At 70.8% G+C, this 14,329-nt stretch carries 13 protein-coding genes; 6 read left to right on the top strand and 7 right to left on the bottom strand.

What is annotated here, in order from left to right:
- Window positions 1–43: 43 nt before the first annotated feature.
- The 3 genes from NR112_RS06430 to NR112_RS06440 form a co-directional block, all read right to left on the bottom strand.
- On the bottom strand, window positions 44–2,413 hold the full coding sequence (locus NR112_RS06430) for a caspase family protein (RefSeq protein WP_256793153.1): 2,370 nt from the start codon (window positions 2,411–2,413) through the stop codon (window positions 44–46).
- On the bottom strand, window positions 2,410–2,790 hold the full coding sequence (locus NR112_RS06435) for a hypothetical protein (protein ID WP_256793154.1): 381 nt from the start codon (window positions 2,788–2,790) through the stop codon (window positions 2,410–2,412). Before NR112_RS06435 ends, NR112_RS06430 begins: the two co-directional genes overlap by 4 nt.
- Before the next feature lie 122 nt (window positions 2,791–2,912).
- On the bottom strand, window positions 2,913–3,353 hold the full coding sequence (locus NR112_RS06440) for an aromatic ring-opening dioxygenase LigA (RefSeq protein WP_256793155.1): 441 nt from the start codon (window positions 3,351–3,353) through the stop codon (window positions 2,913–2,915).
- Window positions 3,354–3,618: 265 nt separating this feature from the next.
- Here NR112_RS06440 and NR112_RS06445 point away from each other — a divergent pair, with 265 nt between their 5' ends.
- Window positions 3,619–6,366, top strand: a complete 2,748-nt coding sequence (locus NR112_RS06445) for a cation-transporting P-type ATPase (protein ID WP_256793156.1) — start codon at window positions 3,619–3,621, stop codon at window positions 6,364–6,366.
- On the opposite strand, the gene NR112_RS06450 is transcribed toward NR112_RS06445, so the two are convergent.
- The 3 genes from NR112_RS06450 to NR112_RS06460 form a co-directional block, all read right to left on the bottom strand.
- On the bottom strand, window positions 6,353–6,727 hold the full coding sequence (locus tag NR112_RS06450; protein ID WP_256793157.1) for a hypothetical protein: 375 nt from the start codon (window positions 6,725–6,727) through the stop codon (window positions 6,353–6,355). The two genes, NR112_RS06445 and NR112_RS06450, sit on opposite strands and share 14 nt — an antisense overlap.
- Window positions 6,728–7,329: 602 nt before the next feature.
- Window positions 7,330–8,511 (bottom strand): hypothetical protein, encoded by a 1,182-nt coding sequence (locus NR112_RS06455; RefSeq protein ID WP_256793158.1) that lies wholly within the window; start codon window positions 8,509–8,511, stop codon window positions 7,330–7,332.
- Window positions 8,512–8,636: 125 nt separating this feature from the next.
- Window positions 8,637–9,302, bottom strand: coding sequence for an antitoxin (locus tag NR112_RS06460; RefSeq protein WP_256793159.1), 666 nt, complete (start codon window positions 9,300–9,302; stop codon window positions 8,637–8,639).
- 134 nt (window positions 9,303–9,436) lie between these two features.
- On the opposite strand from NR112_RS06460, the gene NR112_RS06465 reads away from it, so the two are divergent.
- From NR112_RS06465 to NR112_RS06475, 3 genes are all read left to right on the top strand, one after another.
- Window positions 9,437–9,955 carry a peptidylprolyl isomerase gene (locus NR112_RS06465; RefSeq protein ID WP_020141595.1) on the top strand — a complete coding sequence of 173 codons (519 nt, stop codon included), beginning with the start codon at window positions 9,437–9,439 and terminating at the stop codon, window positions 9,953–9,955.
- A 79-nt stretch (window positions 9,956–10,034) separates the two neighbouring features.
- The gene (locus NR112_RS06470) at window positions 10,035–10,985 is read left to right on the top strand and encodes a rhomboid family intramembrane serine protease (RefSeq protein ID WP_256793160.1); all 951 of its coding nucleotides are present in this window, start codon (window positions 10,035–10,037) and stop codon (window positions 10,983–10,985) included.
- A 7-nt stretch (window positions 10,986–10,992) separates the two neighbouring features.
- Window positions 10,993–11,577: an AAA family ATPase gene (locus NR112_RS06475; RefSeq protein ID WP_256793161.1), complete on the top strand. Its 585-nt coding sequence runs from the start codon at window positions 10,993–10,995 to the stop codon at window positions 11,575–11,577.
- Window positions 11,578–11,893: 316 nt separating this feature from the next.
- On the opposite strand, the gene NR112_RS06480 is transcribed toward NR112_RS06475, so the two are convergent.
- Window positions 11,894–12,145: a cell division protein CrgA gene (locus NR112_RS06480; RefSeq protein WP_056780519.1), complete on the bottom strand. Its 252-nt coding sequence runs from the start codon at window positions 12,143–12,145 to the stop codon at window positions 11,894–11,896.
- A 618-nt stretch (window positions 12,146–12,763) separates the two neighbouring features.
- Between NR112_RS06480 and NR112_RS06485 the strand changes: the two genes are divergently transcribed.
- Together NR112_RS06485 and NR112_RS06490 are read left to right on the top strand one after the other, a co-directional pair.
- Window positions 12,764–13,609: a DUF881 domain-containing protein gene (locus NR112_RS06485; RefSeq protein ID WP_256793162.1), complete on the top strand. Its 846-nt coding sequence runs from the start codon at window positions 12,764–12,766 to the stop codon at window positions 13,607–13,609.
- 31 nt (window positions 13,610–13,640) lie between these two features.
- Window positions 13,641–14,279, top strand: a complete 639-nt coding sequence (locus NR112_RS06490) for an aminodeoxychorismate/anthranilate synthase component II (RefSeq protein ID WP_256793163.1) — start codon at window positions 13,641–13,643, stop codon at window positions 14,277–14,279.
- The last annotated feature ends 50 nt before the right edge of the window (window positions 14,280–14,329 follow it).

Consider the following 14,329-nt stretch of genomic DNA (forward strand, 5'->3'; position numbering starts at 1 on the left):
TGACCGGCGACGCACGCGAGAGCTGGGCTTGGGGTGTGCCTGATCAGTTCTCGACAGTTCGCGTCGCGTCGACCGCCCTGGCGCGCAGACTTACTGCTGCCAGCAGGAGCAGCCCGCATGCGATCGTCAGCACCGGGACGGCGTGCGGGTCGATCTCCATGCGGCTGAGGTAGACCCATTCCGACACCGAGTAGCTCAGGGCGCCGACGGCCCACCCGCCGAGCAGTGCCCGGCCCACGGCGGCCCCGAGAAGCACCGCGGACACGGTGAACGCCAAGGTCAACAGACCCCAGACCAAGGTGACAGCCCCCCAGTACGTCGAGGCCTGATCCGCGACGTGAGAGGCGTACGCGACGAAGACGGCGGTCGTGGCGATCCCGAGACCCAGGGCCACGACCGATGTCCAGGCACGCTGGTCGAACCGTCGGAACGGCACCCGTGTCCGGGACGTCACGGCCAGCAGGGTCGCTAGCGCTGTCACCCCGACGAGGAGCTCTCCGACCAAGGCCACCCACCAGCCGACGTCGACGCGGTCGGCGCCGGACGCGTTGAACACCCCGAGGAGGGTGAGCGAGCCTGCACCGCAGGCGGCCCCGGTCGAGGTGAGTAGCGCCACCGCGACCGCGCCCCGGACCCGGGGCACGAGCATCGTGACGCCGGCGGTCAGAGCCAGCAGGCCACGGGTGATTGCTGCGGGGAGCTGCTCGGGTGCGTTGTCGGCGTAGGTCCCGCCGTCGAACCAGGGCAGGAAGATGCTCAGGAGGACGAGAAGCCCACCGAGGAGGGTCGCCCCACCCGCGACTCGTCGCCACGCAGGCGCCGTCGTGCGGTGTGCCGCGGCGGCCGTGACGTGGTCGGGCTGCGCGGGAGGGTAGCCGGGGGCGCCAGGCTCCTCGGGTGTCGCGGGTGCGGCGGACGGTTGGGGCGGGGATACCGACTCGGCTTCCGCCGTTGCAGCGGTCGATCCCACGACGGTGGCCGCCGACACCGACGCTGGTGCCGACACGGACGCGTCGTCGCGTGGTGTCTCGACCGGTAGGAGGCGTCGACCGACGAACTCCTCGTCATCGGGCCCGGAGTGGGAGGTGGGATCCCTCGGGACGTCCGGCGTGGGCTCGGGCGGGCGTGGAGGCGACTCGAGGAACCCCGTCCGGCGACCGACCGTGGCGGTGACCGGCACGATGACGGATCCCGTCGGACTCGTCAGCGTGATGCTGCCGGCATACGGCCTGTCGGTCGGTGAGAAGGTCACGGTGACCACGGAACCGTCCACGACGGCGCTGAGCGGTGGGTCGGCATCGACGCGCACCTCTCGTGCCAGCGGTACGCCGTCCACGTGCAGCTCTCGCTCGACGGCAACCGCAGCCCCGAAGGCGACCTCGCCGAAGTCCAGCTCCGGAGGGGTGACCCGCGGTGCCGACGCGCCGATGACGGCGGCGGCATCGTCGGCGACGGACTTCGTGTCGGAGCGGGCGACGGACTGGAGCGCCTCGAGTGCGCCGAGCGCCACGCCCAGGTCGGGGTGTCCGAGCCGGTCCCGGAGCTCGACGACGGCCCCGCGTCGGTAGGTCGGGTCGGGCTCACGCAGGGCTGCCACGATCGCCTCGGGGATCGGTACGGGCCGCACCTTCTTGTGGCGGCTCTTCGCCAGGTAGACGTCGCCGGACATCTCGACATCCCGGCCGGGTGTCTGACGTGGGTTCTGCTCCCGGACCCGGTCGAAGACGTAGTCGTAGAGCTCGCCCAGCGACACGAGGCCGTCTTCGTCGCGGTCTGCCTCACCCGTCTGCAGACCGTGGACGACGGCAGAGGTGAAGACCGACGGCTGGACCTCGTGGTCGGTGGTCAGGGTCGTCCCCTCGAACGCGTACTCCATCGCGCTCGAGGCACTGATCACGGCGCGCCCACGGCCGCCTCCCAACCGTCCGGCCGGGAAGCTCTCCATGACGTTCACCGGTCCGGCCGCCCGAACCGCGACGCCCTCGCCGAAGGCGCCGCCGTAGCAGCAGTCGAGGAAGAGGACGATGGTGCGAGCTCGCGCCGTGCGCATGCAGCGCTGGATGAAGTCGGCCGGCACCGCCGTCGATCCCAGCCGGTCCGGACGGGTGTTGCGCGCCGCGACGAACAGCTCGCCCGAGTCGCTCTTGAGCCCGTGGCCCGAGAAGTGCAGGAGCAGCAGGTCGTCCGGGCGACTCTCGGTGAAGAGGTCGTCGATGTGCGACTGCACCTCGTAGGAGGCGGCGTTGTGCACGATCGACACCTCGAAGCCGCCGATCTCCGGGTCGCCGAGCACGGCCGCGAGGGCACGCGCGTCGGCCTCGGGGGCGCGCAGCTGGCCGAGGCTCGCGTGGTCGTAGGTGTCGTTGGCGATGATGAGCGCCCGCCGGGCGCCGGCTGCCCTGGTGTCGTTCATGGCGTCGGTGCGCCGTGCCGCGCCATGAAGACCCTGAGCAGGTCCTCCTGCTCGACCGAGGTGGCCCCGGACAGCTCGATGACGTCGCCGCTGATCTCGAGCCGCACCGTCCTGGTCTCCTCGGGCGCCCGCCCGAGCCACGCCCGCACCGACGAGATGAGCCCTGCCAGGCCACCGGATCCGATCACGGCGACGGCCAGGGCGTTGACCGTCTCGGGGTCCAGCCCGCGTGAGCCTGGCTCAGGGGGTTCGGCAGGTGCCGCCGCGCCGGGCACGACGTCCAGCGCGTCGACGTGTCGCAGCTCCTGACGGAACTGTCGGTGCAGCAGGTCGACACGTGCGGCATCGGCCCCACGCTCGTGGAGCACCACGCTCATGCTCGTCACCATCGGCCCACCTCAGGGCGCCGGATCCCTTCACTCGATGGTAGCGGCGCAGGGCACGACCGATACGGAGCTTTCGGCGGGTGCGGCAGGGCAGCGAGAGGCCTCCCCGTGGCTCAGGGCGCCGCGAGCTCTCGGGCGGGCGTCGCGGCGAGCGACCTGAGAGCCACGCCCATCAGCACGAGCACGATGCCCAGGACGACGGCCAGGGCGGCCACGCCGAAGGCCACGACCGAGGTGAAGAGCGAGGCCCGCAGGAACGAGGCCTGCATCGCCGTCGTCCGGGCAGGGTCGTCCTTGGCGAGCTCGGCGTAGGTCTTGCCGCCGGTGGCCTCGAGGGCGTGCTTGTTGATCACCTGCGCCTGGGCGTAGGCGGTGAAGGGCCCGGTGACGTCCTGGCCGGCCAGGAAGTCGGCGTCCTCCGAAACCGTGATCTTCTCGGCAGCGAGCTGGTTGTCGACGACGATCCACGTGACCACACCTGCCACCGCGAAGATCACCCCGACGATCGCGATGATCATGCCGATGGTTCCGGCTCGTCCTGCGGTGCGCGCCATGGGAGTCCCCTCTCGCTCTGTCGGGTGTCGACACGACAAGTCTCGCGGTCGCCCCCACCTGACGTGGTCACTCGCGCGGAGTGAGAACGCCTGCCGCCGGTGGGACGCACGAGCTCGACAGAGGTCCCCCCGATGGGGTGATCCCTTCGTGGCTTCTCCTCCGTAGCGTCACACCTGCACCGACATCACGACGGCCGCACGAGTGCCATCTCCACCACCTCGGAGAGAGGCTGGGACGGTCGTTCTCAGCCTGAAGGAGAGCATCGTGGCCACACCGATCCGGACAGAGCCGTCGGACGCGGCTCCGGCACGCGACGAGACCGCATGGCACGTGCTCGGGGCCGACGAGGTGCTGCGGCGCATCGGTGCCGACTCGGCCGCCGGCCTGACCTCCGCCGAGGTGGAGGACCGGACCCGACGCTTCGGTCCCAACCGGTTCACGGCCGGCACGTCGGAGACGCGGCTGCATGCATTCCTGCGCCAGTACGCCGACCCGATGCAGGTCGTCCTCCTCGTGGCGGGGATCGGGAGTCTGTATCCCCTGAAGGAGGTGGGGACCGGCATCCTGCTGCTGCTGCTCACCGTCTTCAACGCCGTGCTCGGCCTACGTCAGGAGGGCAAGGCCGCCGCCGCGGTCGCCGCACTCCAGAAGATGATGATCATCAAGGCGAGGGTCACTCGGGACGGGCAGCTGACGCTGCTGCCCGCCGAGCAGCTGGTGCCGGGAGACATCGTCGCGATCGAGGCGGGCGACATCGTTCCGGCGGACGGGCGGTTGCTCCGTGCGGCGACGCTGGAGGTCGCCGAGTCCGCTCTGACGGGCGAGAGCCTGCCCGTCTCGAAGGGCACCGCAGCCGTGGACCAGCCGGAGACGCCCCTCGGGGACCGCAGCGACATGGTGTACATGAACACGAGCGTCACGCGAGGCTCCGGCGTGTTCGTCGTCGTCGCCACCGGGATGTCCACCGAGGTCGGCCACATCTCGGGCATGCTGCAGTCGACGGAGGAGACCAAGACCCCTCTCACGCGCCAGCTCGATGCGCTGACCCGCCAGATCTTCCTCATCGCTGGACTGGCGCTCCTCGTGTCGGTGGTCATCAACCTCGCGAGGGGCGAGACCTTCACGGCCATCTTCCACGCCGCGGTCGCCTTCGCCATCGGCGCGCTCCCCGAGAACATGCCGGCCGTGGTCACGACCATCCTCGCCTACGGCACCCAGGCGCTGGCCAAGGTCGGCGCGATCATGAAGCGTCTGCAGTCCACCGAGACCCTCGGGTCCACCTCCGCGATCAACTCCGACAAGACCGGCACGCTCACCCTCAACGAGATGACGGCCGTGCAGTTGGCCCTGGTCGGTCGGCGCTACTCCATCGAGGGCTCGGGCTACTCACCCCAGGGGCAGATCACCAGGGTCGCTGGTCAGCCCGAGATCGGCCTGGACCCGTTCCTGCTGCCGATGGTCCTCGCCTCCGACGCGGTCCTGGACGGCGGAGCTCTCATCGGTGACCCCACCGAAGGTGCGTTGGTCGCGCTGGCCGCCAAGGGCGGAGTGGACGCCGTGTCCACCCGTCAGGCCTACCCCCGCGTCGCCGAGCTCCCGTTCGACGCGGCATACAAGTTGATGGCCACCTTCCACCTCATGACCGACGAGTCCGGCACTGGGGTCGTCCGGTGCTTCGTCAAGGGCGCCCCGGACGAGCTGCTGGCGCGGGCCGCCTTCGTCCACGACGCCGACACGGGCCCGGTCCCGGTCGACGCGAACGCCCGGGACCTCTACCTCGCCGAGAACGCCCGCCTCGGTCAGGAGGGCCTGCGCGTGCTGGCCACGGCACGCAAGGACTTCGACGCCGCGACCTTCGACTCGGGCGCGGACCTGCTCCCGCTCGTGGCGGACGGCCTCGAGCTGTTGGCGCTGGTCGGGATCGTCGACCCGCCCCGGCCCACGGCGAAGGCCTCGATCGAGTCGGCTCGTGGTGCCGGCATCAGGGTACGGATGATCACGGGAGACCACGCCGTGACAGCCGGCGCCATCGCCCGTCAGCTCGGCATCGAGGGGGGCGTCATGACGGGGGCCGAGTTCGCCGGCCTCGACGACGACCAGGTCCTCGGCCGGATCGACGAGGTCGGGGTCATCGCCCGGGTGACGCCTGAGGACAAGGTCAGACTCGTCGACCTGCTGAAGCGACAAGGACACATCGTGGCGATGACCGGTGACGGCGTCAACGACGCGCCCGCCCTGAAGAAGGCGGACATCGGCATCGCCATGGGGATCACCGGCACCGAGGTCGCCAAGGACGCGGCGGTCATGGTCCTCACCGACGACAACTTCTCCTCGATCGTCAAGGCCGTGGAGCTGGGTCGGGGGCTCTACGACAACCTCGTGAAGTACATCCGGTTCCAGATGGGCTGCCTCTTCGGCTTCATCGTCTCCTTTCTCGGGGCGGCCATCCTCAACATCGCCGGCGGGGTCCCGTTCCTCCCGCTGCAGACGCTGTGGATCAACTTCACGACGATGTTGTTCCAGGCGATCGGCCTGGGCTACGGCGAACCGGGTGCCGGACTCATGGAGCGGCGCCCGCGCGACCCGGAGGAACCCATCCTGTCCCGACCGACCATGCTCTGGCTCGTCACCATCGGCATCCTCATGGGCGCTGCCACCTTGGCCACCATCGCGTGGGCCGAGAGCGCCTACGGCCGTCCCGTCGCGCTGACCATGGGTGTCGTGACCTTCTCGTTGGCCTGCCTGGTGTTCTCCCTCGCCACCAGGGACGAGGCCCGCACCGTCTTCAGCCTCGACACCCTGGCCGACAAGACCCTCGTCCGGTGCACCGCCGCGACGGTGGTCACGCTCCTGCTGACCACGGTGTTCGGGCCGCTGCAGACCTTCCTCGAGACCGTCGCGCTGAGCACCACCCAGTGGCTGGTCTGCGCTGGTGCCCCGCTGCTCGTGCTGGCTGCCTCCGAGCTGCGGGTCCTGGTCCGCCGCAGGAGGGCCGGCGTCATCGCTGCATGACGAGGCCCGGTTCGAGGTCATCGCGGGCGCGTTTCCACGCGCGCATCACCTCGAACCGGGGCCGACCCGGCGCCGGCTCGTTGGCCGTCGCCGTCCAGCGCTGGGTCGCCGCACCGGTGTCGGTGACCTGGAGGACCTTGCCGGTGCCGTCGACGGCGAGCGACAGCCCGCTGTGCTTGGCCGTCAGCTTCGGCTGGGCATGGGTCTGCGTCATGCCGCTCGCGTTCCACGCCAGTGGCGCCGTCGCGCGCATCAGCTCGGCGCCGCTCGCGTCCTGCAGCCGGAGGGTGATGGGGGACTTCGTGACCGTGAGGCGCGCCCTGGTCGTCGAGTTGACGTATGCCGCGCCGGTGTCGGTCACGCTCGACGCGCCGCCGGCGTAGTCCCGCTTGACGACGATCTCGGCGTCCGGTGCGGCCGCATCGGTGGGGTCCGCCGACGCGGGTTGGTGAAGGTGCTGTCGGGCGCGACCTGGACGCGCCGCAGCAGGTCCGTGTCGTCGACCTGGACGCGCAGCTGCGCCACGCCCGAGCCGAACGGGTAGACAGTCCGGGACGAGCTCCGTCCTGGCCGAGAGCCCACAGCGGATCCACGGGATCTTCCTCTGGCGCAACCGCGGCTCTGGTGCCATGCTCGGTGGTGCAGCAACTCGCGGGTCCCTTCAGGGACGCCGGATCTCGCGGGCATGATGCGTGGAAGGAACCGAACTGACGCGCTTGATGTGATGCAATCTTCATCGAGCCCCTCGCGCAACCAGCCGGACAGGGTCTAGACTGGTAGCAGCGAAGGGTTGGGCCCGCACGAACCGCGCCCAGCCCTTCTGCATGTGCTGGCTCGCTCTGTCCCCCTGTCGGAGCGAGCCAGCTCAAGCAGAGAAGGACCCGGATGCCCATGGCATCCGGGTCCTTCTCTGTGTGCCTCCGGTCCGGTGCCGGACCCCGAGGGGACCGACACCGGCGGGTGTCACGTCGTGCTGTCGCCGTTGTCCTGCGCGAGCTTGGCCTTGGCCGAGCCCCGCGGGGACGCCTTCGTCGAGGCGCCGTTGATCGTGCCGCCCTCGACCGCTTCGGAGGTGATCGCGTCGGAGTCGGGCGCGGCGTCGACCGCCGTGGTCTCACCCTCCGCGGTCGCGGGTGCGCCCGCCAGCTCGTCCACCGCGTCGCTCGTCGCGTCGGTCGCGTCGGTCGCGTCGTCGACGGCCTCGCCGGACCGGTCCTTCGCGTCGGCGATGGCGGCCTGGCCCTTGGCCGCGAGGTCGCCGGCCTTGTCCTTCGCGGCGTCGGCGAGCTCCGAGCCCTTCACCTTGGCCTTGCTCGCGGCGTCGGTGACGGCCTCCTTGGCCTGGCCGACCTGCTCGGCCGCCTTGTCCTTGAGCTTCGCCGCGTCGGAGGCCAGGGCCGAGGCCGTCGAGCCGCCAGCGCCCGCGCCGGAGCGCGAGTCGAGCGGCGTGGCCCACGGGTCGTCGGCCTGCTTCTGCTTGCGGAAGGCTGCGACGGCGGCGACGGTGGCGGCGGTCAGGCCGATGGCGATGAGCCACCGCCCCCTGCTCCGACGCTTCTTGGCGACCGCGTCACCCTTGAGCACGTAGAAGGCGCCGTGGGCGCGGTGGCCACCGACCGCAGCCGTCTCCTTGGCCTGGGCGGCCGCCTGCTCCAGGTGCGGCTGGGCCGCCTCGCGAGCTTGCTCGGCACCGGCCGCGAGGGCCGCTGCGGCGGTGGCGATGGCCGCGCCGACCTTGGGCAGCACCGTGTCGACGAGCGTCGACTGGGCGGCTTCCACCTTCGGCTTGGCGCGGTCGGCCGCCTCGTGGAGCGCGTCGCCCGCGGCGTACTTGGCCGTGGTCGCAGCGTCGTAGAAGCGGTCACGGGTCGCGTCGGCCGCGTCCTGGAGCGCGGGCGTCGCCGCCTGCTTGGCCGCCACGAGCCGCTCACGCGCTGCGTCGGCGGCGTCCTGGACGGCCGGCGTCGCCGCCTCCTTCGCGGCATACGCGCGATCCTTGGCGGCCGCGGTGGCATCGCTCGCGGTGTCAGCGGCGCTGTCCTTCAGCGTGCCGAGCCGGTCACCTGCCGCCGAGCCGAGATCGGCTGCTGCGGAGCGTGCCTGGTCAACCGCAGCCTCTGTGCGGGACTGCTTGGTTCGGAACATACGTCCTCCTAAGTCCACTCGTCCTTACCCATCCTGCCAACTTCGGCCACGCAGCGCACGGTTGCCTCCCGGGCCTGGACTGCATCGTCGCCGATGCCGATCGCGTATGCCGTGACACCCTCCGGTCAGCTCGTGGCGTCGTGCGGCGGTCGGGGCACGTGCGGGGCGGCGTCGGCGTCCTCGGGAGCCGGCGCGCCCGGGTGCGCGGCCGGCGCCGTCGGCGGGTGGTCGAGACCGAGGACGGTGTCCTCGAGGGTCGTGTCGGCGAGCGCCTCGCGGATCGGGACCGGCACGTCACCCGCGGCGGCGTCGAAGCCGAGATCGTCGACCGGCGTCGGACGGTCGATCGGGGCCGGGGCCTCGAGCGGGCTGGCCGACACCGGAGCCGGGGCGTCGGGATCGACCGGGAAGGTCTCGCCGCCCGTCACGTCCGTGGCTCCCGCCGCAGCGGCAGCGCCCGTGGCGGTCGACGGTCCCGAGGTGTGGCCCTCGGCGACCTTGTCGACGCCGCGGTCGACGTGCTCCCTGACCTTGGCCACCTTGTCGGCGTACTTGCCCTCGGTCTTCTCGTCGATCTTCGTCGTGGCGGTCTCGACGTAGCCGTCGATCTTCTCGCGGTTCTGGGCGGCGTAGTCGCCCGCCTTCTCACGCGCCTGCTTTGCCGCCTGCGTGGCGGCGTCCTGCAGCTGCTTGGCCTTGGTCTCGAGGTCGAGCTCCTCGGCCTTCTTCTTCAGCTTGTCCATGAACGACATCGGCACTCCGTCCTGCGCCGGCTCCGAGCCGGCTGTCATCGGGTCGCGTCCTCGACTGCTGTGAGGATGATCCTTCTCCTAGGCCAACGGTGGGTCCAGCCCCAGCGTTCCGCCACTGCTGCGGCATACCCGCCCGGACGGCATACGTGCTCGGTCGTGCGAGGATTGGGCCCATGAAGGCAACCCTGCACACGAACCGCGGTGACATCGTCATCGACCTCTTCGAGCACCAGGCCCCGAAGACCGTGGAGAACTTCGTCGGTCTCGCCAAGGGCGAGAAGGAGTACAAGGACGACGCGGGCCGGACCAACCCGACCCCGTTCTACGACGGCCTGATCTTCCACCGCATCATCCCGAACTTCATGATCCAGGGCGGCTGCCCGATCGGTCAGGGCTTCGGTGGTCCCGGCTACGCGTTCGACGACGAGATCAGCCCCGACAAGGACTTCACCAAGCCCTACATCCTCGCGATGGCCAACGCCGGCAAGCGCATGGGCAAGGGCACGAACGGCTCGCAGTTCTTCATCACGACCGCTGCGACGACCTGGCTCCAGGGCAAGCACACGATCTTCGGTGAGGTCGCCGACCAGGCGTCCCGCGACGTCGTCGACGCGATCGGCGCCGTTGCCACCGGTGCCAACGACAAGCCCGTCGAGGACGTCGTCATCAACTCGGTCACCATCGAGGACTGAGCCCCGCACCACCGCACGACAGCTTCACCAGCATCACCCGAACCACCGCCCACGGACGTGACCGGCAGGGGGACCACCGTTGTCTGACAACCCACCCAGCGGCCAGCAGGGTCAGCCCCCGCTCGAGCCGGGGGTCCCGCAGCCCGCTGCCGGTCCGTCCGTGTGCCCGCGCCACCCCGACCGGGAGGCCTACGTCCGCTGCCAGCGCTGCGGCCGGCCGGCCTGCCCCGAGTGCCAGCGCCCGGCCGCCGTCGGCATCCAGTGCGTCGACTGCGTCCGTGAGGCCGCCCGCACGGCGCCGAGCGCGCGCACCGTCTTCGGCGGGCGGGCGACCGACGGCACGCCCGTCGTCACCTACACGATCATCGCGGTCTGCGCCGTCGCCTACCTCGCGCAGCGGGCCAACCCGAGCGTCACGGCGAACTTCGCGTTCGCGCCGGTCGTCGGGTGGACCGAGCCGTGGCGCTTCGTCACCGCGGCCTTCCTGCACTCGCCCTCGACGATCTTTCACATCCTGCTCAACATGTTCGCGCTGTGGAGCCTCGGGCAGTACCTCGAGCCGATGCTCGGTCGGGCCCGGTTCGCGGCGCTCTACCTCATCAGCGGCATCGGCGGGCAGGTCGCCGTGACGCTCCTCGCGGGCTCGCCGACGATCCCGGGCCTGCGGGCCGGCCTCGACGACGCGTGGCTCACCCCGGTCGTCGGGGCGTCCGGCGCGATCTTCGGACTCTTCGGCGCCCTCCTCGTGCTCAACCGGCACCTCGGACGCTCCTCGGCGGCGATGTACGCGACGATCGCCATCAACGCGGCCTTCGGCTTCTTCTACCCGGGCATCTCCTGGCAAGCCCACCTCGGCGGCCTCGTCACCGGTGTCGTCTGCGCCGGCGTCATCGTCGTCTTCCGACGACAGGGCGTCCGCCATCTCGTGTGGGCCGCGCTCAGCGCTGTCCTCGTGCTGCTCGTCGCGATCACCGTCGTCAAGTACCTCACGGTGCCCGAGGCCATCCGCGAGCTCAGCATCTTCGGCTGAGGACCCCGTGCACCTCGTCTGCGTCACCGGCCCGCCGGCCGTCGGCAAGATGACGGTGGGCCGCGCCGTCTGCGAGCTGACGGGCTTCCGGCTCTTCCACAACCACATGTCGATCGAGCCGCTGCTCGGCGTCTACGACTTCGGCACACCCTCGTTCCAGCGGATCAACGGCCTGATCCGCCGCGAGGTCATCGCCGAGTCGGTCGTCGCCGACCTGCCCGGCCTCGTCTTCACCTTCGCCATCGACCTCGAGCATCCCGGCGACCTCGCGCAGCTGCACGAGCTCGTCGAGCCGGTCGAGCGAGCCGGCGCGCCCATCGACGTCGTCGAGCTCTACGCACCCCAGGACGTGCGGCTGGCCCGCGAGGGTGGCACCGACCGGATGGACCACAAGCGCAGCAAGCGCGACGTCGAGTGGGCCCGCTCCCACGTCATCGAGCTCGAGTCCCGGGCCCGCCTCAACACCGACCCCGCGCGGGACGGGGAGCAGCTGCTGCCGGGTCACCGTCACCTGCGCCTGGACAACGCGCACGGCGACGCCCGGGCGACGGCCGAGCGGGTCGTCGACATGCTGGGGCTCCCCCGGGTCTGACGGAGGTCGAGCCCTCCACCGTCGAGGAGTCGGAAAGTTGTCCACCGGCTGTGGATAAACCTGTGGATGTAGTTACACACATGTCATTCATCCCCAGCTGGGGACAACGGTGTGGACAAGTCGCGCGATCCGCGCTGGAGGTTGTGCACGGCCGTCATCCACAGCTGTGGACGTGAAAGCCGTACGCCGGCTGTCCACAGGTGTGGACAGCCGGCGCTCGGTGGGGTGTGGGCACAAGGGCCGCTCCGTCGTGAATGACAGGAGCGGCCCTCTCGAGTGTGTGGGGGGTGCGGGTGGCTGCGGGGCTCGGTGGGGCTCAGCGCCACCGCATGGTCATGATGAAGCCGCCCATGAGCAGGACGAAGCCGATGCCGAGGTTCCAGACCCCGATTGACCCGATGGGGTACTTGTACTCGGTCACGTAGTAGACGACGATCCACAGCAGCCCGAGGACGAGCAGCGTGATGAAGACGGGCGCCCACCAGGTGGGGTTGGGCTCGGCGGCCTTGCTCGTGCGGGGCGGGGTGTATGCCGCCGCCTTGTGGTCGCGGCCTTTGGACTCGGGCACTGCGTTCTCCTTGCTCTGAGTTGAGGCAAGGGTAACCAATGACGCGCTCGGCGTCCCCGCGCGGGCGTGCCGGCCCGGTGGATCGGGGGGCTGCCCTCGGACGTACCGACCGGTCCCGTGCTCCCCTGCTCGGCGGTGCCCCTCGAGAACGTCTCGAGGGGCACCCCGACGGGTGGCACCGGTGTCGACGGCGTTCGGGCGGATGCGCCCCCTGTCTGCGCCCCGCCCGCCGCCGGTCCACACCCCGGTGACCGGTCGAGGATGACAGGCGCGGGCCCGCGTGTCGCGTCTGCGCTTCCCCGGTTGCACGAACCTGCAGCGCGGGGTGCGCTCATCGAGTTGACCTGAGCCGGGAACCGGCCATGCTGGCAGTCACGGACAGCAGATCAGGGGACGACGTGATGACCAGCCCGATGTCGGGTCCCGGAGCGAACAGGGACGACGCGCAGCTGCGAGCGCCCTCGCCGGCCGCGGCCGCCGTCGAGCTCTCGTGCCTCCGCGGAGGCACCCAGACCAGCGAGCTCTCCCCCTACGCGCCCTGCCTCCGGTCGGTCCACGCCCCGTGACGAGGCACAATGGAGGCGGCGCGGAGGGTCCGCGCGAGCGAGGACACGAGTCATGACGGACGCCGAGCAGCCTGGGCCGCGCGTGCAGGCCGAGCCGCCCGAACAGCCCGAACCGGCGACGGCGGGCGACGCCGGCGACGCCGGTGACGTGGCAGCGTCCCCCGTGCCCTCCCGTCGTCGACCCCGTCTGACGTGGGGGCTGGTCGTCCCGGTCGTGATGGCCTCCGCCGGCGTGATGTTCGCGATGAGCTTCCAGACCGCGCAGGGTCGGGACCTCCGCGCCGACCGCGACCTGCCGCAGCTGATCATGCAGGGTGACTCGCGCGTCGCCGAGAAGGCCAGCGTCCTCGACGGGCTCCAGAAGGAGGTCCAGGCGCTGTCGAAGACGAACGCGCCCACCGACGAGCACCTCTCGAGCCTGACCCGCGCGGCCGACGAGCTCGCCGCGCCGGCCGCGACGACGAAGGTCCGGGGCGCCGCGCTCGAGGTGACCCTGGACGACGCGAAGCGCACCGCGGACTCCCTGCCCGACGGCTTCACCGCCGACGACATCGTCGTGCACCAGCAGGACGTCCAGGCCGTCGTCAACGCGCTCTGGACGTCCGGAGCCGAGGCGATGATGATCCAGGACCAGCGGGTCATCTCGACGAGCGCCGTCCGCTGCGTCGGCAACACCCTCATCCTGCAGGGCCGCGTCTACGCGCCGCCCTACCGGATCACCGCCATCGGCGACGTCGACCGCATGCAGCAGGGGCTCGACGCCGACGCCTCCGTCAACATCTACAAGCAGTACGTCGACGCCGTCGGTCTCGGCTACGCCTTGCACACCCACAACTCGATCGAGTTCCCGGCATACTCGGGCTCGGTCGACTTCCAGTACGCGTCACCGATCCGCTGAGCGCGCCCCACCACCCCTCTGAGGCCCCCGCATGACCAGCCCCACCCGCATCCTCGTCGTCGACAACTACGACAGCTTCGTCTACACGATCGTCGGCTACCTCGAGCAGCTCGGCGCGGAGTGCACCGTCGTGCGCAACGACGCCGTGGCGGCGACCGACGCCGCTGCCTACGACGGCGTGCTCGTCTCTCCCGGGCCGGGCACTCCGGAGGATGCCGGGGTGTCGATGGACATGATCCGCGAGTGCGCCCGCATCGCGAAGCCGATGTTCGGCGTGTGCCTCGGGCACCAGGCGCTCGGCGTCGTGGCCGGTGCGGTCGTCGGGCGGGCACCGGAGCTGCTCCACGGCAAGACGTCGCTCGTGCACCACGACGGCACCGGGGTCCTCGAGGGACTGCCGAGCCCCTTCACCGCCACCCGCTACCACTCGTTGACCATCGACCCCGCGACCCTGCCCGACGAGCTCCTCGCCACCGGCAGCACCGACTCGGGCCTCGTCATGGCGGTCCGCCACCGCGACCTGCCGTTGCACGGGGTGCAGTTCCACCCCGAGAGCGTCCTGACCGAGGGCGGCCACCGGATGCTCGCGAACTTCCTCGCGCTCTGCGGCGACACCGGCGCCGTGCAGCGTTCGGTGGGGCTCAGCCCCCTCGTGACCGCCGCCGTCTGACGCGACGCTCGACCCGGCATACGGCACCACCTGTGACGAAGGGCCCCTCC

It is taken from the genome of Terrabacter sp. Ter38, from assembly GCF_024519435.1.
GTDB lineage: Bacteria > Actinomycetota > Actinomycetes > Actinomycetales > Dermatophilaceae > Terrabacter.

What these genes read in the sequence shown, in the direction of transcription:
- NR112_RS06435 (WP_256793154.1), bottom strand. Translation starts at nt 2,790, where the DNA reads ATGAGCGTGGTGCTCCACGAGCGTGGGGCCGATGCCGCACGTGTCGAC.
- NR112_RS06430 (WP_256793153.1), bottom strand. Translation starts at nt 2,413, where the DNA reads ATGAACGACACCAGGGCAGCCGGCGCCCGGCGGGCGCTCATCATCGCC.
- NR112_RS06465 (WP_020141595.1), top strand. Translation starts at nt 9,437, where the DNA reads ATGAAGGCAACCCTGCACACGAACCGCGGTGACATCGTCATCGACCTC.
- NR112_RS06460 (WP_256793159.1), bottom strand. Translation starts at nt 9,302, where the DNA reads ATGACAGCCGGCTCGGAGCCGGCGCAGGACGGAGTGCCGATGTCGTTC.
- NR112_RS06490 (WP_256793163.1), top strand. Translation starts at nt 13,641, where the DNA reads ATGACCAGCCCCACCCGCATCCTCGTCGTCGACAACTACGACAGCTTC.
- NR112_RS06485 (WP_256793162.1), top strand. Translation starts at nt 12,764, where the DNA reads ATGACGGACGCCGAGCAGCCTGGGCCGCGCGTGCAGGCCGAGCCGCCC.
- NR112_RS06440 (WP_256793155.1), bottom strand. Translation starts at nt 3,353, where the DNA reads ATGGCGCGCACCGCAGGACGAGCCGGAACCATCGGCATGATCATCGCG.
- NR112_RS06455 (WP_256793158.1), bottom strand. Translation starts at nt 8,511, where the DNA reads ATGTTCCGAACCAAGCAGTCCCGCACAGAGGCTGCGGTTGACCAGGCA.